9 protein-coding genes are annotated in these 19,556 nt (G+C 45.5%); all 9 read left to right on the top strand.

The genetic code is table 11. The features are described from left to right. Positions 1-63: 63 nt before the first annotated feature. On the top strand, positions 64-1,227 hold the full coding sequence (locus QUA77_RS04570) for a GuaB3 family IMP dehydrogenase-related protein (RefSeq protein WP_333036959.1): 1,164 nt from the start codon (positions 64-66) through the stop codon (positions 1,225-1,227). A 507-nt stretch (positions 1,228-1,734) separates the two neighbouring features. Then, positions 1,735-2,058, top strand: a complete 324-nt coding sequence (trxA, locus tag QUA77_RS04565) for a thioredoxin (RefSeq protein WP_006631199.1) — start codon at positions 1,735-1,737, stop codon at positions 2,056-2,058. Positions 2,059-2,247: 189 nt separating this feature from the next. Further along, positions 2,248-3,315, top strand: coding sequence for an LOG family protein (locus QUA77_RS04560; RefSeq protein WP_333036958.1), 1,068 nt, complete (start codon positions 2,248-2,250; stop codon positions 3,313-3,315). A gap of 186 nt (positions 3,316-3,501) precedes the next feature. Then, positions 3,502-4,707 (top strand): urease accessory protein UreH domain-containing protein, encoded by a 1,206-nt coding sequence (locus QUA77_RS04555; protein ID WP_333449392.1) that lies wholly within the window; start codon positions 3,502-3,504, stop codon positions 4,705-4,707. Then, positions 4,682-5,155, top strand: a complete 474-nt coding sequence (locus QUA77_RS04550; protein ID WP_333449391.1) for a hypothetical protein — start codon at positions 4,682-4,684, stop codon at positions 5,153-5,155. Before QUA77_RS04555 ends, QUA77_RS04550 begins: the two co-directional genes overlap by 26 nt. A 382-nt stretch (positions 5,156-5,537) precedes the next feature. Continuing rightward, entirely contained in the window at positions 5,538-6,980 is a 1,443-nt protein-coding gene (locus QUA77_RS04545) for a cytochrome ubiquinol oxidase subunit I (RefSeq protein WP_333449390.1), read from the top strand. Positions 6,981-6,988: 8 nt separating this feature from the next. After that, positions 6,989-8,002 (top strand): cytochrome d ubiquinol oxidase subunit II, encoded by a 1,014-nt coding sequence (cydB, locus tag QUA77_RS04540; RefSeq protein ID WP_333449389.1) that lies wholly within the window; start codon positions 6,989-6,991, stop codon positions 8,000-8,002. A gap of 499 nt (positions 8,003-8,501) precedes the next feature. Then, on the top strand, positions 8,502-13,883 hold the full coding sequence (locus QUA77_RS04535; RefSeq protein WP_333449388.1) for an AAA family ATPase: 5,382 nt from the start codon (positions 8,502-8,504) through the stop codon (positions 13,881-13,883). A 161-nt stretch (positions 13,884-14,044) separates the two neighbouring features. Then, positions 14,045-19,432 carry an AAA family ATPase gene (locus tag QUA77_RS04530; protein ID WP_333449387.1) on the top strand — a complete coding sequence of 1,796 codons (5,388 nt, stop codon included), beginning with the start codon at positions 14,045-14,047 and terminating at the stop codon, positions 19,430-19,432. Positions 19,433-19,556: the final 124 nt, after the last annotated feature.

Raw genomic sequence — 19,556 nt, 5'->3', positions numbered from 1 at the left:
CTAAACTCGGGCGGGCTAACTTTTTGTTAGTCTAATTTAAATACATTGTGGAAGTGAAACAGCGTGAATATTGAAATTGGGCGGGGCAAAAGCGCTCGCAGAGCTTACGGCATAGATGAAATTGCGCTCGTACCCGGACAGCGCACCCTCGATCCGAGTTTGGCAGATACCAAGTGGCAGATTGGCGGGATCGATCGAGAAATCCCGATCATCGCCAGCGCCATGGATGGAGTAGTCGATGTCCGCATGGCCATTTTGCTGTCGGAATTGGGAGCAATGGGCGTGCTCAACCTAGAAGGAATTCAAACCCGCTATGCCGACCCCCAGCCAATATTAGAGCGCATCGCCAGTGTCGGGAACCACGAATTTGTTTCCCTGATGCAGCAACTCTATGCCGAACCCATCAAGCCAGAATTAATCGACCTGAGAATTAAAGAAATTAAAGCAGGAGGAGGGATTGCCGCCGTCAGCGGTACACCGGCCGGCGCGAGCAAATACGGCCGGGCGGTTGCTGAATCGGGAGCCGATATATTTTTTGTGCAAGCAACAGTAGTCTCGACTGCTTTCCTTTCCCCTGAATCAATCTCATCTTTAGATTTGACACAATTCTGTCAAGAGATGCCGATACCAGTAATTTTGGGTAACTGCGTCACCTACGAAGTCGCTCTGAATTTAATGAAAACTGGCGCTGCGGGCATTCTCGTGGGCATTGGGCCGGGGGCTGCTTGCACATCTAGGGGCGTATTGGGTGTCGGCGTTCCCCAAGCCACAGCGGTAGCAGACTGCGCCGCCGCGCGGGACGACTACTATCGCGAAACTGGCAAATACGTGTCGGTGATTGCTGACGGCGGTTTAATTACCGGCGGCGATATCTGCAAGTGCATTGCCTGCGGTGCCGATGCAGTGATGATTGGTTCGCCCTTTGCCAGGGCCGCCGAAGCTCCCGGCCGCGGCTTTCACTGGGGGATGGCGACTCCGAGCCCGGTTTTGCCGCGCGGCACTCGCATTCGTGTGGGGACTACGGGTACTGTGGAGCAAATTTTGCGGGGGCCTGCGGTGCTAGATGACGGTACGCACAACTTGCTCGGAGCTCTGAAAACTAGCATGGGTACCTTGGGCGCTAAGGATATTAAGGAGATGCAGCAAGTGGAAGTGGTAATTGCTCCTTCTCTGCTGACGGAGGGTAAAGTCTATCAAAAAGCTCAGCAGTTGGGCATGGGTAAGTAGATTTACCGATCAAATACCAGCATACCTTGACAAAATTTGTTCAAGAGTCTCGAAATTTACAGAATATTGTGGAATTATCGAGAAGGAGATGTCACAATAGAAGAAGCGGAGACGCATGTTTCCGTTCACTCCTCACACCACACTCCGCCCGGACTACTGTTCGGGCGGTTCCTTTTTTGCCGGACATCTTGGCTCTTGCTTACTAGATACAGAACTGAGGCTTGTAGCTCCGGAGAGGGGGAGAGTGGGAGAGGGGGAGAGTCTGGGAGTGGGAGACTTTTTCTTCTATATAAGTGCATTCTGCCTTCGGAAACATCAGTGCCTTCGGAAACATCAGTGCCTTGTTCCTTCAGAAACCTTGTGCCTTCTTCCTTCTACCGTCTTCCCTCTTCCCTCTTCCTTCTACGGTCTCCTTCAGAAGCCTTCTCTTAAAATGGTTGACGCAAGTGGTTACATTTTTTGCTAGACTTGTTATCCGAGAAATAGTATTTACAAGGATGGCTAGGGATGTCAGCAGCCGCGCAAGTAACCGACTCTACCTTTAAGCAGGAAGTGCTCGATAGCGAAGTTCCAGTTCTAGTGGATTTTTGGGCTCCCTGGTGCGGGCCCTGTCGGATGGTGGCGCCCGTCGTAGACGAAATTGCCCAGCAATATGAAGGGCAGGTCAAGGTAGTAAAAGTTAATACCGACGAGAATCCTAACGTGGCCAGCCAATACGGTATCCGCAGCATTCCGACGCTGATGATATTTAAGGGCGGTCAACGTGTGGATATGGTGGTTGGGGCAGTTCCGAAAACTACTCTGGCCAACACTCTGGAAAAGTACATTTAACCCAACTGCGAGCAGTTTCGCGCTGTTCTTTGTGGGCCGCGAAAGCTAACTCGCTTCAGAACCGGGGCAAAGCTACGGGAAAAGTTATTAGTCGCCAGCATGGCAATTTGCTGGTGGCTATTAGCTTATAACTTTGGCTTGCCCCTTAATTTTTATTAGCCACAAATTGTTACCGTTTCGGAAAAATTCATGATTCGTTCTCGGTCTGGTCAAGGTTTTGAGTCCCTCCAAGCTGAAGTGATGGATTTGCTCGATCGCTTGCCAATGTTGAAGCACTCTGAGTGGATCGAACGATCGCTCTCTACTATAGTGCAAATGGCCAGAGAGGATCTCGATCGCCTAGACTTGAAGATTATTGCGGCGTCGCTCCGAGATATGGAGAGCGCTTTTGAGATGTTTTATCCTTACCGCCATGTTCGCAAAATTGTGATTTTTGGTTCGGCGAGGGTGTCACCGCAATCTGTGGAATATTTGCTGGCCAGAGACTTTGCACGCGCGATCGCCCAGCAGGGGTTTATGGTGATTACTGGCGGCGGCGGCGGAATTATGCAGGCGGGGAACGAGGGGGCGACTGCTGAACGTTCTTTTGGGCTGAACATTCAGTTACCTTTCGAGCAGAGTTCTAATCCTTTCATTGCCGGCGATCCCAAATTGCTCAATTTTAAATATTTTTTCACTCGTAAGTTATTTTTTCTCCGGGAGAGCGATGCTTTAGCTCTGTTTCCGGGCGGTTTTGGCACTCTGGACGAGGCTTTTGAGTGTCTGACTTTGATTCAAACTGGCAAGTTCGGGCCGGCTCCTGTGGTATTGATCGATCGACCGGGAGGAGATTATTGGCACGATTGGAATTATTTTGTGCAAAAACAATTGCGGGGCCGGGGTTTGATTTCACCCGACGATCGCAGCCTGTATACGATTACTGACGATATAAATGTCGCTTGCGAGGCGATCGGTAGTTTTTATCTGGTTTATCATTCCTGCCGCTACGTGCGCGAAAAATTGGTAATTCGATTGAAAACAGAGCTTTCTGATGATAATGTCGATCGCCTAAATACTGATTTTAGCGATATTGTTGTCACCGGAAAAATTGAAAAAAGTCAAGCTTTGGAACCGGAAATAGGAGATGCAACTTTCGATATGCCGCGCCTAGTTTTGCATTTCAACCAGCGGGATTTGGGGCGGCTTTATCAGCTAATTGCTGCTATTAATCAAATGGGTGCAGCTTCGCCGGCGGCGGCGCATCCAGAACAAAAGTAGTTATTAGTTATCAGTCATTAGTCATTTTAAATATGGGTGAGATTAGATAGAAGTTGGACAACTTGTATTTTGACAAAAGCGCTCTGCTGAGATAAGTTTTTGTAAAAAGTAAAGAAAAAAGCGTCCAAAAGCCAAAGAAAATCTTGTCAGTACCTTGATGGCGTTGTTTGGGAAAAAAACAGCAAAATGCTAGACCTGCTGCTAATTGCAATTTTGGGATTTCTCGGCAGTTTCGGTCACTGCGCCGGAATGTGCGGCCCGCTGACAATGGCGTTTTCTCTTTCTAATTCCCGCAACGATAAATTAGCGACTTTCCGCTTTCATTTGCTGCTAAATTTGGGGAGAATTACTGCTTACGCTTTGGTTGGTGCTGCAATTGGCGGACTGGGTTCGGTGTTAATTGCTGGCGGACTTTTGGCAGGTACGGGTAGCGAATTGCGGCGGACGATCGCACTTCTGACGGGCACGATGCTGATTTGGTTCGGAGTAGGGCAAATTAAACCGAACTTGCTGCCGGGATTGCCCCGATTGCACCCGCTGTCGCACGATCGAGTCGGACAAGCAATGAGCAAGCTTTCGGCACAAAAAAACTGGTGGGTGCCGATTGCTTTGGGTTTGCTTTGGGGTTTGATTCCCTGCGGTTTCCTCTACGCAGCCCAGATTAAGGCGGCGGAAACCGGAAACCCGGTTTTGGGTGCGGCGACGATGCTGGCTTTTGGACTCGGCACGCTGCCAACGATGCTGGGAGTGAGTTTTTTTGCTGGCAGATTGAGCGCCGACAAGCGCAGTCAACTGTTTCGTGCGGGTGGTTGGGTGACGGTGGCGATCGGAATTCTTACCTTGCTGCGAACCGATGAAATGGTTGATTTTACTGGGCACGCAGCGCTGCTGTGCTTGATGCTAGCACTGTTGGCGCGTCCGGTTAGCAAGTTTTTGCCGCAACTGTTGCGCTATCGCCGCGTCTTGGGTGTGGGCGCGTTTGTCTTAGCAGTCGCCCACACGTTTCATATGCTGGATCATACGCTGCAATGGAATTTTGATGCTGTGTCCTTCATGTTGCCGCAACATCAGTTGGGAATGGCGGCTGGGATGCTGTCGCTGCTGTTGATGCTACCGGCAGCGGTTACAAGTTGCGATCGCATTCAAAATTATTTAGGCCAACTGTGGCGAATGCTTCACCTGTTAAGCGTTCCAGCTTTATTGCTGTGCGCTGTACACGCGGCACTCATCGGTTCCCACTATCTCGGCGGTTTTGAATGGAAGTTGCACAATCAACTGCTGACAGCCGTGTTGGCGGTGGTTGTGATGTTAGTTACGTTTGTGCGATCGCGCTTGTTTTGGTCACTTTTATCACTAGAGAATTTCTATGTTTCCCCTGTCAAACAAAAGTAAAAGTTTAGGATTGTTAGTATTTTTGGGATTGCTCGTAGAAGCAGCAATTCCCAGTGCGCCGCAGTTAAACTCTCTTTCAGTTTTAGCCCACGAAGTCGAAGTATCCGGAGATGTAGCCGCTACCTTTCACCTAGAACCAAACCACAACCCCCGCGCCGGACAGTCTGCGAGAGTGTGGTTTGCGCTGACTCGCAGGGGCGGCAAAATTATCCCCTTAGAGCAGTGCAATTGCAAATTAGCGGTTTATCCAAAAGAGCGCAAAGAAGGGGATAAGCCACTGATGCAGCCGCCTTTAAAAGCCATATCAGCCGAGAAATATCAAGGGATTCCCGGGGCTGATATCGTATTTCCCAAGGCTGGCATTTACCAGCTTAACTTGAGCGGAACAGCCAAAAACCCAGCTAATTTTAAACCGTTTAAACTGAGTTACACTGTCACCGTTAGGTAATACCATTTGAGATTTTAAGGACTGATTCGGTAGAGATTTTATGTAAATTAACCGCAGAGAGCGCCGAGAGCGCCGAGAGGAGAAAATAAGAGGAAGATTGAGAGCAAGTTTTCTATTTGAAGTTAAGGGGGACACGCGACCTATAATTTAGTTAAATTACTATTATAGCAACTACCAAGAGGCTTAGGACGTGCTTAATTGCTGAAACCATTGATTTTATTGCGCTTTGCTTCTTCATTCTTCCTTCAAACAGCAAATCTTAATTTTTAATAAAGATAAGTCGGTGCATTCTGCACTAAGTAAATTTCTGCGTTACCTTGTCATTGTCCATTATGAGATTTGTGCAAGCTAACGTCTCTTGAACTGACCAAAGGATATAACGATGGATATCTTATCTAACACCGTGGCCCTATCGCGGATGCAATTTGCGCTAACCGCCATATTCCATATGCTGTGGCCAGTTCTGACAACTGGAATGGGGATTTATCTGGTAATTGTTGAAGGAATGTGGCTAAAAACTCGCAATCCCGACTACTACCATCACGCTCGTTTTTGGTCTAAACTCTACGTCCTCAACTTCGGTATTGGAGTAGCTTCAGGAATTCCGATGGAATTTCAGTTTGGCACGAATTGGGCACCATTTTCTGAAGCGGTTGGTGACTTTTTTGGCAGCATTTTGGGCTTTGAAGCTTCAATGGCATTTATGCTAGAAGCCGGCTTTTTAGGAATTATGCTGTTTGGTTGGGAGCGCGTTCACCCGATCGTCCATTATTTCGCTACAATCATGGTAGCCTTCGGCGCTAACCTATCAACAGTCTGGATTTTAGTCGCTAACTCTTGGCTGCAAACTCCTGCGGGCGGAGAAATGGTCAATGGCAAGTTTATTGTCAGCGATTACTTCCAAGCAATTCTGAACCCGTTCGCATTAAACAGCATTCTCCATATGTTTTTTGCGACGTTAGAAACTTCGCTGTTTGTCATTGGGGGAATTAGCGCTTGGTACATTCTCAATAAGCGCAACCAAGCCTTTTTTTCCAAGTCTTTAAAAATTGCCATAGCGACAGCAATCGCCGTTGCACCTTTGCAAATATACATCGGACATTTGAGCGCTGAACAAGTTTATCACTATCAACCCACTAAATTAGCAGCAATCGAAGCTAAGTGGGAAACCTCACCAGCGGGAGAGTCAGCCGATTGGACTTTGCTAGCTTTGCCTAATGAAAAAGCCCAAAAAAATGACTGGGAAATTAGCGTACCCAATGGCTTAGGATACGTTCTGGAATTTAAGCAAAAACTCTCCGAACCCGTCCTCGGATTGAAGGAATGGAAGCCAGAAGATAGACCCCGGATGGTGGGTTTAATCTACTATTGTTTCCGCATCATGTCCGGGATTGGATTCTTCTTTTTAGGACTGATGCTGTTCAGTATAATTCAGTGGATGCGAGGGAAACTTTCTGCTGAAAATATTAGCAATCAACCTTGGCTGATGCGCGCTTGGGTATTAGCTGCTCCCCTGGGATATATTGCTGTAGAATCGGGTTGGATTGTGCGCTGTGTCGGCCGACAACCTTGGGCTTTATACGGGCAAATTCGCACTGCTGATGCGGTGTCAAATATCCCCGCCAGCAATGTTTTAACTTCTCTAAGTTTCTTTGCAGTTATTTACAGCTTTTTGTTTGTTTGTGCCTTGTATTTTGGCAGCAGAATTATCCGCAAAGGGCCGAATTTAAGTCTGCCTGTGCCAGGTTTAGACAATGAACCTGCAATCGAAAGTCAACCTGCAGAACACATTCCCGATCAACGTCCCGTAGAAGCACAACAATAGGAGATTTTATGCAAGCTTTGGAGCATTTTCTCCCACAAGTTTGGTTTGTAGTTTTGGCTTTGTTTCTCCTGCTATATGTCATGCTAGACGGTTTTGACTTAGGAGTAGGCATCCTGTCTCTGACTGCTTCCGACGAGGAACGCCGGGGCATTTTAATGACGAGTTTGGGCAACGTTTGGGATGCCAACGAAACTTGGCTGGTGTTGATGGGAGGCGCTTTATTTGGCGCATTTCCCCTCGCTTACGGTACGATTTTGACAGCGCTGTATATACCGATTTGCATGATGCTTTTTGGTTTGATATTTCGGGCTGTAGCCTTTGAATTTCGCGAGCATTCTAATCGCAAATTACTCTGGAATTATGCCTTTGGTGCTGGCAGTTTTTTAGCAGCTTTAGCTCAAGGATTTGCCTTGGGTGCCGTACTCGAAGGCATTGCGGTTGATGAAGCCGGTCATTTTGTAGGTTCTACTTGGGACTGGCTGGATTGGCGATCGATCTTGGTGGCTTTGACGCTGATTCAAGGCTATGTTTTGATCGGTTCAACCTATCTAATTATGAAAACAGAGGGCGAACTGCAAACAAATCACTATCGCACGGCTAAAATTGCGGCGGTGACAACTTTAATCGGAGCGATTTTAATTACGATCGCCACTCCGATCTTTTACGAAAGCGCTAGAGCCAGGTTGTTCGAGAAACCGCTAGTTTATGTCTTTGCCGCGATTCCTTTGCTGGGAGTGCTGTTGGTAGGACTGCTGCTAAAAAGTCTTGCAAATAAAGAAGAACGCACGCCGTTTGTCTGGACGATTCTGATTTTTCTGCTTACTTTCATCGGCTTGGGATTGATTGTTTTTCCCTACATTATTCCCTCACAAATCACGATTTACCAAGCCGCAGCTTCGCCCAGCGCCCTGGTATTTATGATTGTGTTTATGGGCGTTCTGCTCCCGATTATGATTTTTTACAACATCTACAATTATGTTGTGTTTCGGGGTAAGGTTGTCGGCGGCCACTACGGCGAATAAAGCATAATACAACCGCAGATCACGCAAATATACGCAGATAAGCTCAACACTAGATCCGGGTTTATCTGCGTATATTTGCGGTTGAAAATTACAAATTATTGTTTTCCAAAACCATCACAACTTACGCAACCATACTATACATAACTTAGCGCCAATAGTGCAGAATAGGGAAAGGAACTGGTCGAGAATTAGCGATCGCACGCCATGCACTTTGAAATTTGAAATTTGAGATTTGAGATTTGAGATTGCTCCTACGGATGAGTGCGGGGGTTATGATCAGGATGCGGAGCTGTTTTCAAAGATCCACGGATGAATCCAGGGGCCCCGGAGCAAATTGCTTTCTGTCAAATAATAGTTGAGAAACATTGGGAAAAAATTACAGTTAATTCTGTCCCTACCCAGGATGCAGAGTTTGCGATCGCTATCTTTGTCACATAATAAAATATAATATAAAAGAAGGCTTTAATTTAACTTTTTTATAAGAGAGGGTTAACCAGTTATGGATGCGATCGCCAATTTATCAGGTTACGAGATTACAGAGAAACTTTATGTAGGTACACGTACCCTAGTCTATCGAGGCATCCGTACCCGTGACCAATACCCAGTCGTCATCAAACTGCTGCGAAACGAATACCCCTCCTTCAACGAGCTCGTCCAGTTTCGCAACCAATATACCATTGCCAAAAATCTAGACTTCCCTCACATCGTCAAACCCCTAACGCTGGAAGTATACCAGAATAGCTATGCCCTAATAATGGAGGACTTTGGCGGAGTCTCCCTAGCTACTTATCTCAAAACAGCAACAAATGAAACCCAACCATCTCAAGCTTTACCTTTAGCAGAATTTCTCCAACTCGCCATACAACTAACAGACATTATTCACTATCTCTACCAAAACCGAGTCATTCACAAAGATATTAAACCCGCTAATATTCTCATTAACCCCGACACCCAAGAAATTCAACTAATTGACTTTAGTATTGCATCCCTCCTACCACGAGAAACCCAAGAAATCCAGAATCCGAATATTTTAGAAGGTACATTAGCCTATCTCTCCCCCGAACAGACAGGACGGATGAATCGAGGCATTGACTACCGCAGTGACTTTTACTCCCTGGGTGTAACTTTTTATGAATTGTTGACAGGAAAGTTGCCATTTATCTCGGATGATCCGATGAAAGTGGTGCATTTTCATCTCGCCAAACAGTCGAAACCGAGCCATCACATTAATCCTGAAATTCCCCCGATCTTATCGGAAATTGTCAGTAAACTGATGGCGAAAAATGCCGAAAATCGCTATCAGAGTGCATTAGGACTCAAGCACGATTTAGAGATTTGTTTAGTTCAATTACAAAAAACCGCCCATATAAAATCTTTTGAACTCGGAAAGCGAGATATTAGCGATCGCTTTACTATCCCCGAAAAGCTCTACGGTAGAGAAAAAGAAGTTGATAAACTATTAGCTGCCTTTGAGCGAGTCAGCACAGGTAGCACCGAAATGATGCTAGTAGCAGGTTTTTCGGGAATTGGGAAAACCGCCGTTGTCAATGAAGTTCATAAACCCATTGTCCGTCAGCGCGGTTATTTTATCAAAGGCAAATACGATCAATTTCAACGCAACATTCCATTCAGTGCCTTTGTGCAAGCCTTCCGCGACTTAATGGGTCAATTGCTATCAGAATCGGATACCCAACTGCAAACATGGAAAACCCAGATTTTAGCAGCAGTGGGAGACAACGGACAAGTCTTGATTGACGTGATTCCTGAGCTAGAACGTATAATTGGCGCTCAACTTCCTGCAACAGAATTGTCAGGAAGTGCCGCCCAAAATCGCTTTAATCTGTTAATGCAGAAATTCGTGCAAGTTTTCACGAGCAAAGAACATCCTTTAGTGATGTTTTTGGATGACTTGCAATGGGCGGATTCAGCCTCCCTGAATTTGCTACAATTATTGATGATGGATACAGGATATTTATTAGTATTGGGTGCCTATCGAGATAATGAAGTTTCGCCAGTGCATCTATTTATCCTAACAGTTGATGAGATAGTTAAAAGTGGGGCAATAGTGAATACGGTTACTTTGCAACCGTTAAGCCAACCAGATATGAATTTGTTGGTAGCAGATACACTGAATTGCGAATCATCTCTGGCGCAACCTTTAACAAAATTAGTGTATCAAAAAACTCAGGGTAATCCTTTCTTTGCCACTCAGTTTCTCAAGGCATTACATGACGCTCAGCTAATTAGCTTTAATTGGAATATTCGGCATTGGCAGTGTGATATTGCCCAAGTCAAAGCCTTAGCCATCACTGATAATGTCGTTGAATTCATGGCTTGGCAATTGCAGAAGTTGCCGCCAGAAACTCAGGAGGTTCTCAGATTAGCTGCGTGTATTGGATCGCAGTTTGATTTGAATACGTTAGTAATTGTCAGTGAGCAATCTGCGGGAATGACGGCTACTGCTTTATGGAAAGCATTGCAGGAAGGTTTGGTGATTCCCACGACAAAAGTCTATAAGTTCTTTACGGAATCGGATAGTGATGAAGTTTTCAAGGCTTCAGCTAATCCAACTTATCGATTTTTACACGATCGCGTCCAGCAAGCCGCATATTCACTCATTCCCGATTCACAGAAAAAAGCAACTCATCTCAAAATCGGACAATTACTTCAGCAAAATTGTTCAAAAATAGAGCAAGAAGAAAAACTGTTTGATATTATCGGGCATTTGAATCGAGGAATTGAGTTAATTACCCAACATAGCGAACGAGAAGCCTTAGCTAAACTGAACTTGGCAGCCGGTTGTAAAGCCAGAAATTCTACCGCCTACACGGCAGCCAGAGTTTATCTGCAAATAGGCATTGATCTACTAACAGCCAACTGCTGGCAAAGGCAGTATGAATTAACCCTGAACCTCTATGTTGCTGCTGCTGAAGCCGCCTATTTGAATGCTGACTTTGACGGCATGGAAGAGATAGCAGTACAAGTGTTGCAAGCAGCCCAGACAATCTTAGACAAAATCAAAATTTACGAGATTCAAATCGCCGCCCAGACAGCACAGAGCAAGTCACTAGAAGCCATTGCAGTAGCAAGAGATGCACTCTGGCAATTGGGGGTTGAACTCCCCACCGAAGCTGACGAAGCCTTGATTGGTAAAGCGCTAGAAGCCGTTGCCAGCCAACTCCAAGGTAGACGGATTGAAGAGCTAGTTAATCTGCCGGTGATAACTGATGCCAAGGCTCAGGCTGCCATGCCACTATTAGCAACATTATATTCTCCTATCTTTCTGGGAATGCCCGGTTTGCTGCCCCTACTTAGCTGCAAGATGGTGAGTTTATCGCTCTCCTTTGGGAATGCGCCAGCATCGACGGTGGGGTATGGCATTCACGGACTGGTGTTGTGTGCCTTTTTGGGAGATGTGGAAACGGGGTATGCCTTTGGTAAATTGGCACTCTTATTGCTTGATAGGTTCAATGTCCGGGAATTCAAGTCCATGATTCTGAATCTATTTGGAGCCTTTATTCAGCATCGCAAAGAAGCAATGAGGGCAGTGATGCTGACGACGAAAGATAGCTATAGGTTGGGCATGGAAACTGGCGATTTTCTAAGTGCTGGCTACAGCATGGTCACTTACAGCTATATGAACTTTTTCAGTGGAGTAGAACTGAGCAATTTGGAATCAGAAATAGCAAGTTACAGCACCGCCTTGGCTCAGGTAAAGCAATATTCTGCTCAGATTTATGTAGATATGGTGCGCCAGACGGTGAATAACTTAAAGGAAGTTGAGATTCTGTCGGATTGCTTAATCGGCAAAGCCTACGATGAAACAGTGATGATGCCTAAGCATAATCAGGATTATGAATTCACTGCCATCGCCGAGGTTTATATCTACAAACTGTTGCTTGCTTACTTTTTTGGTAACTACCAAGATGGGAGCAATTACATTAGCCAAGCCCAGCCATATTTGATAGCAGTACCAGGATGTATTTTTATTCCCATTTTCCATTTCTATGCAGCCCTGACGCATCTGGCCGTGTTTCCCACGCATCCTGAAATTGAGCAAGCTGATATTCTCACTCAGGTGAAAACCCATCAAACGACTCTGCACCAGTGGGCGCAAAATGCTCCGATGAATCATCTGCATAAGTGGTATTTGGTTGAAGCAGAACGGCAGCGGGTTTTGGGTTACAAGGCAGATGCACTGGAAATGTACGATCGCGCTATCCAACTCGCTAAAGAAAATCTCTTCATCAACGAAGAAGCCCTCGCCAACGAACTAGCAGCTAAATTCTACTTGGAATGGGGCAAAGAAAAAGTAGCTCAAGCCTACATGATTGAAGCGTATTATTGTTATGCCCGATGGGGAGCTAAAGCCAAAATTGAGGATTTGGAAAAACGTTATCCTCGCCTACTCGGTATTATCCTTCAGCAAGCTCAAGCCTTTAGTTCATTAAAGGAAACGATCGCCCGCGGAACAATTACTTATAATACCAACTCTTCTAGCAGCAACTCTGAATTTCTCGATTTGCCTACTCTGATCGACGCCTCTCAAGCCATTTCTGGGGAAATTGAACTAGATAAACTCCTGACTACTCTTTTAAAAATAGCGATCGCGAATGCTGGGGCAACTAAGTGTGTCTTATTGCTCAAACAAAAACAGTATTTACAGGTAGCGGCTCTTGTAGCAGAGGGACAGGAACCTGAGCTATTACCAGCAATACCTCTAGAATCTAGTCAGGATGTAGCGATTAGTTTGGTTAACACTGTCAAGCGTAGTTTGAAACCTTTGGTAATAGTCGATGCTAGGGTAAGTTCCCAGGTTGCGGGCGATTGCTATATTGAACAGCACCAGCCGATAAGTGTTCTGTGTATTCCAATTCTTAATCAAGGGCAGTTGATAGGAGTTCTCTACCTGGAAAATAATCTGACGGTTGGGGCATTTACGAGCGATCGCATTGAAGTGCTAAATTTGCTGGCTTCTCAAGCTGCTATTTCCTTAGAAAATGCCCGTTTGTATCAAGAATCTCAACAAGCATTTACCGATCTGAAGCAGGCACAAATAAAAATAGTTCAAAGCGAAAAAATGTCAGCATTGGGAAACTTAGTGGCTGGCGTTGCTCACGAAATTAATAATCCAGTTGGTTTTTTGGTTGGTAATATTCAACCAGCCTTAGATCATATCAAAGATTTGTTTGGATTGCTCGATTTGTATGAAGAAAAATATTCGCCACTCGACCCAGAAATTCAAGAAGAAATCGAGAACATCGATCTGGAATACATCCGGGAAGATTTACCGAAATTAGTAGGTTCGATGCGGGAAGGCGTGAAGCGGATTCGGGATATTAGTACCAGTCTACGAACCTTCTCCCGTGCCGATACTAACTATCCCGTAGTTTGCAATATCCACGATGGCATCGATAGCACCATTATGATCCTGAAACATCGGCTCAAGGCTAACGAAACTCGTCCAGAAATCAAAGTGATTAGGGAATATGGAAATTTGCCACAAGTGGAGTGTTATCCCGGACAGTTGAATCAAGTATTTATGAATTTGTTAGGTAATGCGGTCGATGCTTTGGATGAATCAAATCAAGGACGACATTATGCAGAAATTGTCAATAAGATTACCATTAAAACCGACCTTTCTCTGGACAAAAAACAAGCGATTATTTGCATTAAAGATAACGGTGTGGGCATGAATGAAGCAGTGCAAGAGAAGATTTTTGATGAGTTATTTACTACCAAGGAAGTAGGGAAAGGGACGGGGTTGGGATTGGCGATCGCTCGTCAAATTGTGGTTGAGAAACATGGAGGGGCGATCGAGGTAAATTCTCTATTGGGAGAAGGGACGGAGTTTACAATTTTATTGCCGATGAAAGGATAAGACTATCTTGATAGCTCGCTATCTTTCTCTTCAAAAAAGAAAATAAATAAAAGCGGTAGAGTCTGTCGCCTGGGGATTTCGCAGTTCTATTTTCCTCAGACTAAACCTATAAAAGTGTATAATTAGTTACAATATTCAATGTCTGAGATGGGGTAATCCAGATGAGTGCAGCAGTGGATTTGACGAAGCGAGTTTCAGGATATCATCTGGTTGAGCAATTATACTGTGGTTCGAGAACCCTAGTTTATCGAGCTATCCGAGAAACAGATCAGCTTCCAGTTGTCATTAAACTATTAAATCGAGACTATCCCAGCTTCAGCGAACTGCTGCAATTCCGCAACCAGTACACCATCGCCAAAAACCTACGTCTGCCGGGAGTCGTTGAACCCTACAATTTAGAGTCCTATCGCCACAGCTATGCCCTAGTGATGGAGGATTTTGGCGGTATTTCTCTACGAGACTACGCCCAAAAGCAAGCGCTGACTCTGGCAGAAATATTGGAAATTGCCATTCAAATAACTGACATCCTTGACGGATTGTACCGAAACCGAGTCATCCACAAAGATATTAAGCCAGCTAACGTCCTAATACATCCGGAAACCAAACAAGTCAAACTAATTGACTTCAGCATCGCCTCCCTACTGCCGAGAGAAACTCAAGAAATTCAAAATCCCAACATCTTAGAAGGAACCCTCGCCTATATTTCTCCCGAACAAACCGGAAGAATGAACCGAGGCATCGACTACCGCACCGACTTTTATTCTCTGGGAGCCACATTTTACGAACTGCTGACAGGAAAACTGCCATTTGAATGTGACGACCCCATGGAGTTGGTTCACTGCCATATTGCCAAACAACCTCTTGCAATAAACAGCCAAGAAATCCCGCAGGTAGTTTCGGATATGGTGATGAAGCTGATGGCAAAGAATGCCGAAAAACGCTATCAAAGTGCCAAGGGATTGAAGTATGACTTAGAACGGTGTTTGCAGCAGTACCAAGAAACTGGAAAGATTGAAACATTTGAGTTAGGAACGCGAGATATATGCGATCGCTTCCTGATTCCCGAAAAACTCTACGGTCGAGAACGAGAAATACAGCAACTTTTAGAAGCCTTTGAACGAGTAGCAGAAGGCAACAGCGAAATGATGCTCGTTGCAGGCTTTTCCGGCATAGGAAAAACCGTTGTGGTTAATGAAGTTCAAAAACCCATTGTCCGACAGCATGGCTATTTCATTAAAGGTAAATTTGACCAGTTCAATCGCAATATTCCCTTTTCGGCATTTGTGCAAGCATTCCGCGATTTAATGACACAATTGCTCAGTGAAAGCGATCTCCAACTCCAAGCATGGAAAACCAAAATTTTAGCAGCCCTTGGTGACAACGGACAAGTCATTATTGAAGTCATTCCTGAACTAGAACGGATTCTCGGACAACAACCCCCAGCCCCAGAATTGTCAGGGATGGCTGCTCAAAATCGGTTTAATTTGCTCTTCCAAAAATTTATCTCTGTTTTTACCACAAAAGAGCATCCCTTAGTGATGTTTCTGGATGATTTGCAGTGGGCTGATTCGGCATCTTTAAAGTTGATGCAGTTGCTCATAGGTGAATCCCAGTCAAGTCACCTGCTACTAATTGGAGCCTATCGAGACAATGAAGTTTCCGCTGCCCATCCCTTAATGTTGACTTTAGATGAAGTCACAAAAATCGGGGCAATAGTAAATACCATTACACTAGCACCTCTGGCTCGAACCAGTTTGAATCAATTAGTAGCAGATACGCTGAATTGTTCTCCTAAGTTAGCAGAACCGCTGACGGAGTTGGTGTATCAGAAGACAAAAGGAAACCCATTTTTTGCGACGCAGTTTCTCAAGGCATTGCATCAAGATGAATTGATCATTTTTGATATTAAAGCAGGATATTGGCAGTGCGATATTAGCAAAATTACCGAAGCAGCACTGACGGATAATGTAGTTGAATTCATGGCGCAGCAGTTACAGAAATTGCCAGTTGAAAGTCAGGATATTTTAAAATTAGCAGCTTGCATTGGCAATCAGTTCGATCTGACAACATTAGCAATTGTTTCGGAAATCTCGGAGACGGGAACGGCAACGGCTTTGTGGAAAACTTTACAGGAAGGTTTTGTTTTACCTCAGAGTGAGATTTATAAATTTTATGTAGGGGAAGAAGAAAAAATCGACGATGATCGAGCTACTTCTCAAACGGTTGCCTATCGCTTCTTGCACGATCGCGTCCAACAAGCCGCTTATTCTTTGATTCCGGAAGCAGAACGCGCGATCGCCCATTATCAAATCGGGCAACTGCTGCTGCAACAGATTTCAGCAGAAGCCAGAGAAGAACGCATTTTTGAATTAGTCAATCAGTTGAACTACGGCACGACGCTGGTTGTAGAACAACAGGAAAGGGAGGAACTCGCCCAACTCAACCTCATAGCTTGTCGCAAAGCGAGATCGGCAACTGCCTATCAAGCAGCCCGCGAATATGCCACAGTGGGGCTGCAACTGCTGGGAACAGACGCTTGGGAACGGCATTACGAAATGACCCTATCCCTGCACGACTTAGCTGCCGAGGTGGCTTTTTTAGCCGGCGATTTTGAGCAAATGCACCAGTGGATTGAAGCCGTGATCGATCGTGCGAAAACACCTTTAGAACAGGTGCAAGTCTATCAAGTTAAAATCCAGGCATTGGTCGCCCACAATAAATTTATCGAGGCGATCGCGATCGGTCAATCGGTCTTCCAAATGTTAGGCGTAAACCTACCAGATGAACCAACCCTAGACGATATTCGGCAGGTGAAGCAAGAAATTGATGCCCTAATTGAGGGTCGCTCCATTGAGTCATTCTTTCATCTGCCGAAAATGACCGACCCCCAGCAATTAGCCATTATGCAAAATGCGGCTCGGCTGACACCCGTCTGTTATATGTCAGGAACAAAGCTCTATTTCCTAGTCGTAGCCCTCCAAGCCAAGCTGTCTATTCAATTTGGCAATAGTCCGGTTTCCGCTTTTTGCTACGTGGGTTACGCCTTCCAACTGAGGATGCTGTGGGGCGACATGACAATGGTGCCTCAGTTTGGGCAATTAGGATACCAACTCGCCTTAGAACCCGATGCCAAAAACATTCGAGCCGCCACCGCCATGTTAATGGGGGCCTATGTGGGTTCTTGGACGATCCATTTGCAAGAAACGCTGCCGATTCTTCTCGATGGCTATCAAGCTGGATTAGAAACAGGCAATCTCGAATTTATGGGCTACGATGCCCAGTTGTACTGTTTCAATGCTTATTGGTACGGTCAACCGCTAGCTGAACTCGAACCGCAAATTCGCGCCTATTACCAACAGTTGTGCGACCTCCACCAAGTCACAGCAGCAAACTGTGTGTTGGCGTACTTGCAGGCGGCTCAAATTCTCTTGGGTCAGTCAGAGGAAGAGATTCCCTTACGCCAGGATGACTATGAAGAACAAGTCCTGGCTCAGGCAAAAGTCGATTTTTACCGACTATCCTTCTTCTACTTGTATCGATTCACATTGAATTACTGGTTGGAAGACTTTGCTAAAGCAGAACACGATGCCGCTCAAACGCGACACTATTTGGCTGGAGGGATGGGAAGTATTGTTGAACCGATCTTCTACTTCTATGATTCTCTAAACGTGCTGGCCACTCATGGTGAATTGATGTCCCAGTCAGAGCCGCGATGGCAGCGAATGGAAGAAAATCAAGCCAAGCTCAAAGACTGGGCAGATTATGGCCCCATGAATTACTTGCACAAATATCATTTAGTTGAAGCCGAAAAAAATCGCGTTCTTGCTCGCAAAACAGAGGCTCTAGAATTTTACGATCTAGCAATTAAAGGAGCCAAGGAAAACGGTTTTATCCAAGAGGAAGGATTAGCCAACGAACTTGCCGCCAAATTCTACTGGGAGTGGGGCAAAGAAAAAGTCGCCGCCAGCTATATGCAGGAAGCATATTACTGTTATGCCCGTTGGGGAGCACTAGCCAAGGTTGAAGACTTAGAACAACGCTATCCCCAATTACTTCATCCCATCCTGAATCAGCCCAAACTTCGCTTTAATCCTCTAGAGACGCTAGCAACGATTAGCCACTCTTCGCAGACTTCCAGTAATAGCAGCACCAGTATTTCCGAGGCTCTTGATTTCGCATCTATTGTGCAAGCTGCTCAAGCTTTATCCAGTAAAATTCAGCTTGATGAATTGCTCGACACCCTCAACCAAATTATTTTAAAAACTTCGGGCGCCGAAACTTGTGCTTTGCTACTCCCCCATCAGGATGAATGGCAAATCCGGGCAATAACTCACATCAACCCAGATAACCAGACACCCACTACCCTGCTGCAAACCCAATCTATAGAGGGCTCGGCGGTGATTCCGCTCAAGCTGGTTTATTATGTCAAACACACCCTGGAAACTGTGGTTGTTGAAGGTGGCAAGACCGATATTCCGGGTTTAATGAATGATTGTACGCTCCAGTATCACTCTCAGAGTATGCTATGTACTCCGATTCTCGATCGCGGGAACTTAGTTGGCATACTTTATCTCGAACATAGCTCGACGAAAGGAGTGTTTACTCGCGATCGTCTCCTCATCCTCAACTTCCTCTGCACCCAGGCTGCCATTTCCCTAGAAAATGCGCGATTGTATCAGCAAGCCCAGGACTACGCTCACCAGGTGGAACAATCTCAACTGCAATTAGTGCAGAGCGAAAAAATGTCGGCTTTGGGGAATTTAGTGGCCGGAGTTGCCCATGAAATTAATAATCCAGTCGGATTTATTTCTGGCAATATTCATGAAGCGATCGCCGCCGTCAAAGATATTACAGAATACTTGCAACTCTATAAAGAAAAATTTCCCAGTCCGGGTGAGGAGATTGAAGAAAAAGCTGAAGAGAGCGATATCGAATATATCTTAGAAGATTTACCCAAAATGTTGAATTCGATGCAAATCGGGTGCGATCGCATTCAAGGTATCAGCACCAGTCTTCGTACCTTCTCCCGAGCCGACAAAGATTACAAAGTGCCTTTCAATATTCATGACGGAATTAACAGTACGATTTTGATTCTCAAACACAGATTGAAAGCGAACGAACAGCGTCCAGCGATTGAAGTTGTGAAAGAGTACGGGAACTTGCCCTCAGTGGATTGCTTCCCCGGACAATTAAATCAGGTGTTTATGAATATATTGGCAAATGCCATTGATGCACTGGAAGAATCAAATCGGGAACGGAGTTTAGAGAAGATTAAAGCCCCAGCCAATTGCATCACGATTCGGACAGAAATGAAGTCTAAGGAGTGGGTGACGATTCGCATTTCTGACAACGGGCCAGGGATATCAGATGAGATAAAAGGTCAGGTTTTTGACCACTTATTTACAACTAAAGGTGTGGGTAAAGGCACGGGGTTGGGATTGGCGATCGCACGGCAGATTGTGGTTGAAAAACACGGCGGTACAATCGAGGTAAATTCTGTAGTTGGAGAAGGGACGGAGTTTACGATATCATTGCCGATGAAAGGATAAGACTAGGGAGCATCTCATATTGGTAAAAACACTTCTTCCGGCTCCTTCCTTCTTCTTTTTTCCTCCGGCCTCCTGCCTCCTCTCTCCTGCCTCAAAATTCCAATTTCTAGTTAGGTTGCTTTCA

The sequence above is a fragment of the Microcoleus sp. K5-D4 genome, from assembly GCF_036704575.1.
Taxonomy (GTDB): domain Bacteria; phylum Cyanobacteriota; class Cyanobacteriia; order Cyanobacteriales; family Microcoleaceae; genus Microcoleus.
Note: the sequence above shows the minus strand (reverse complement) of the source record. Positions and strands in the feature narration are given on the sequence as shown.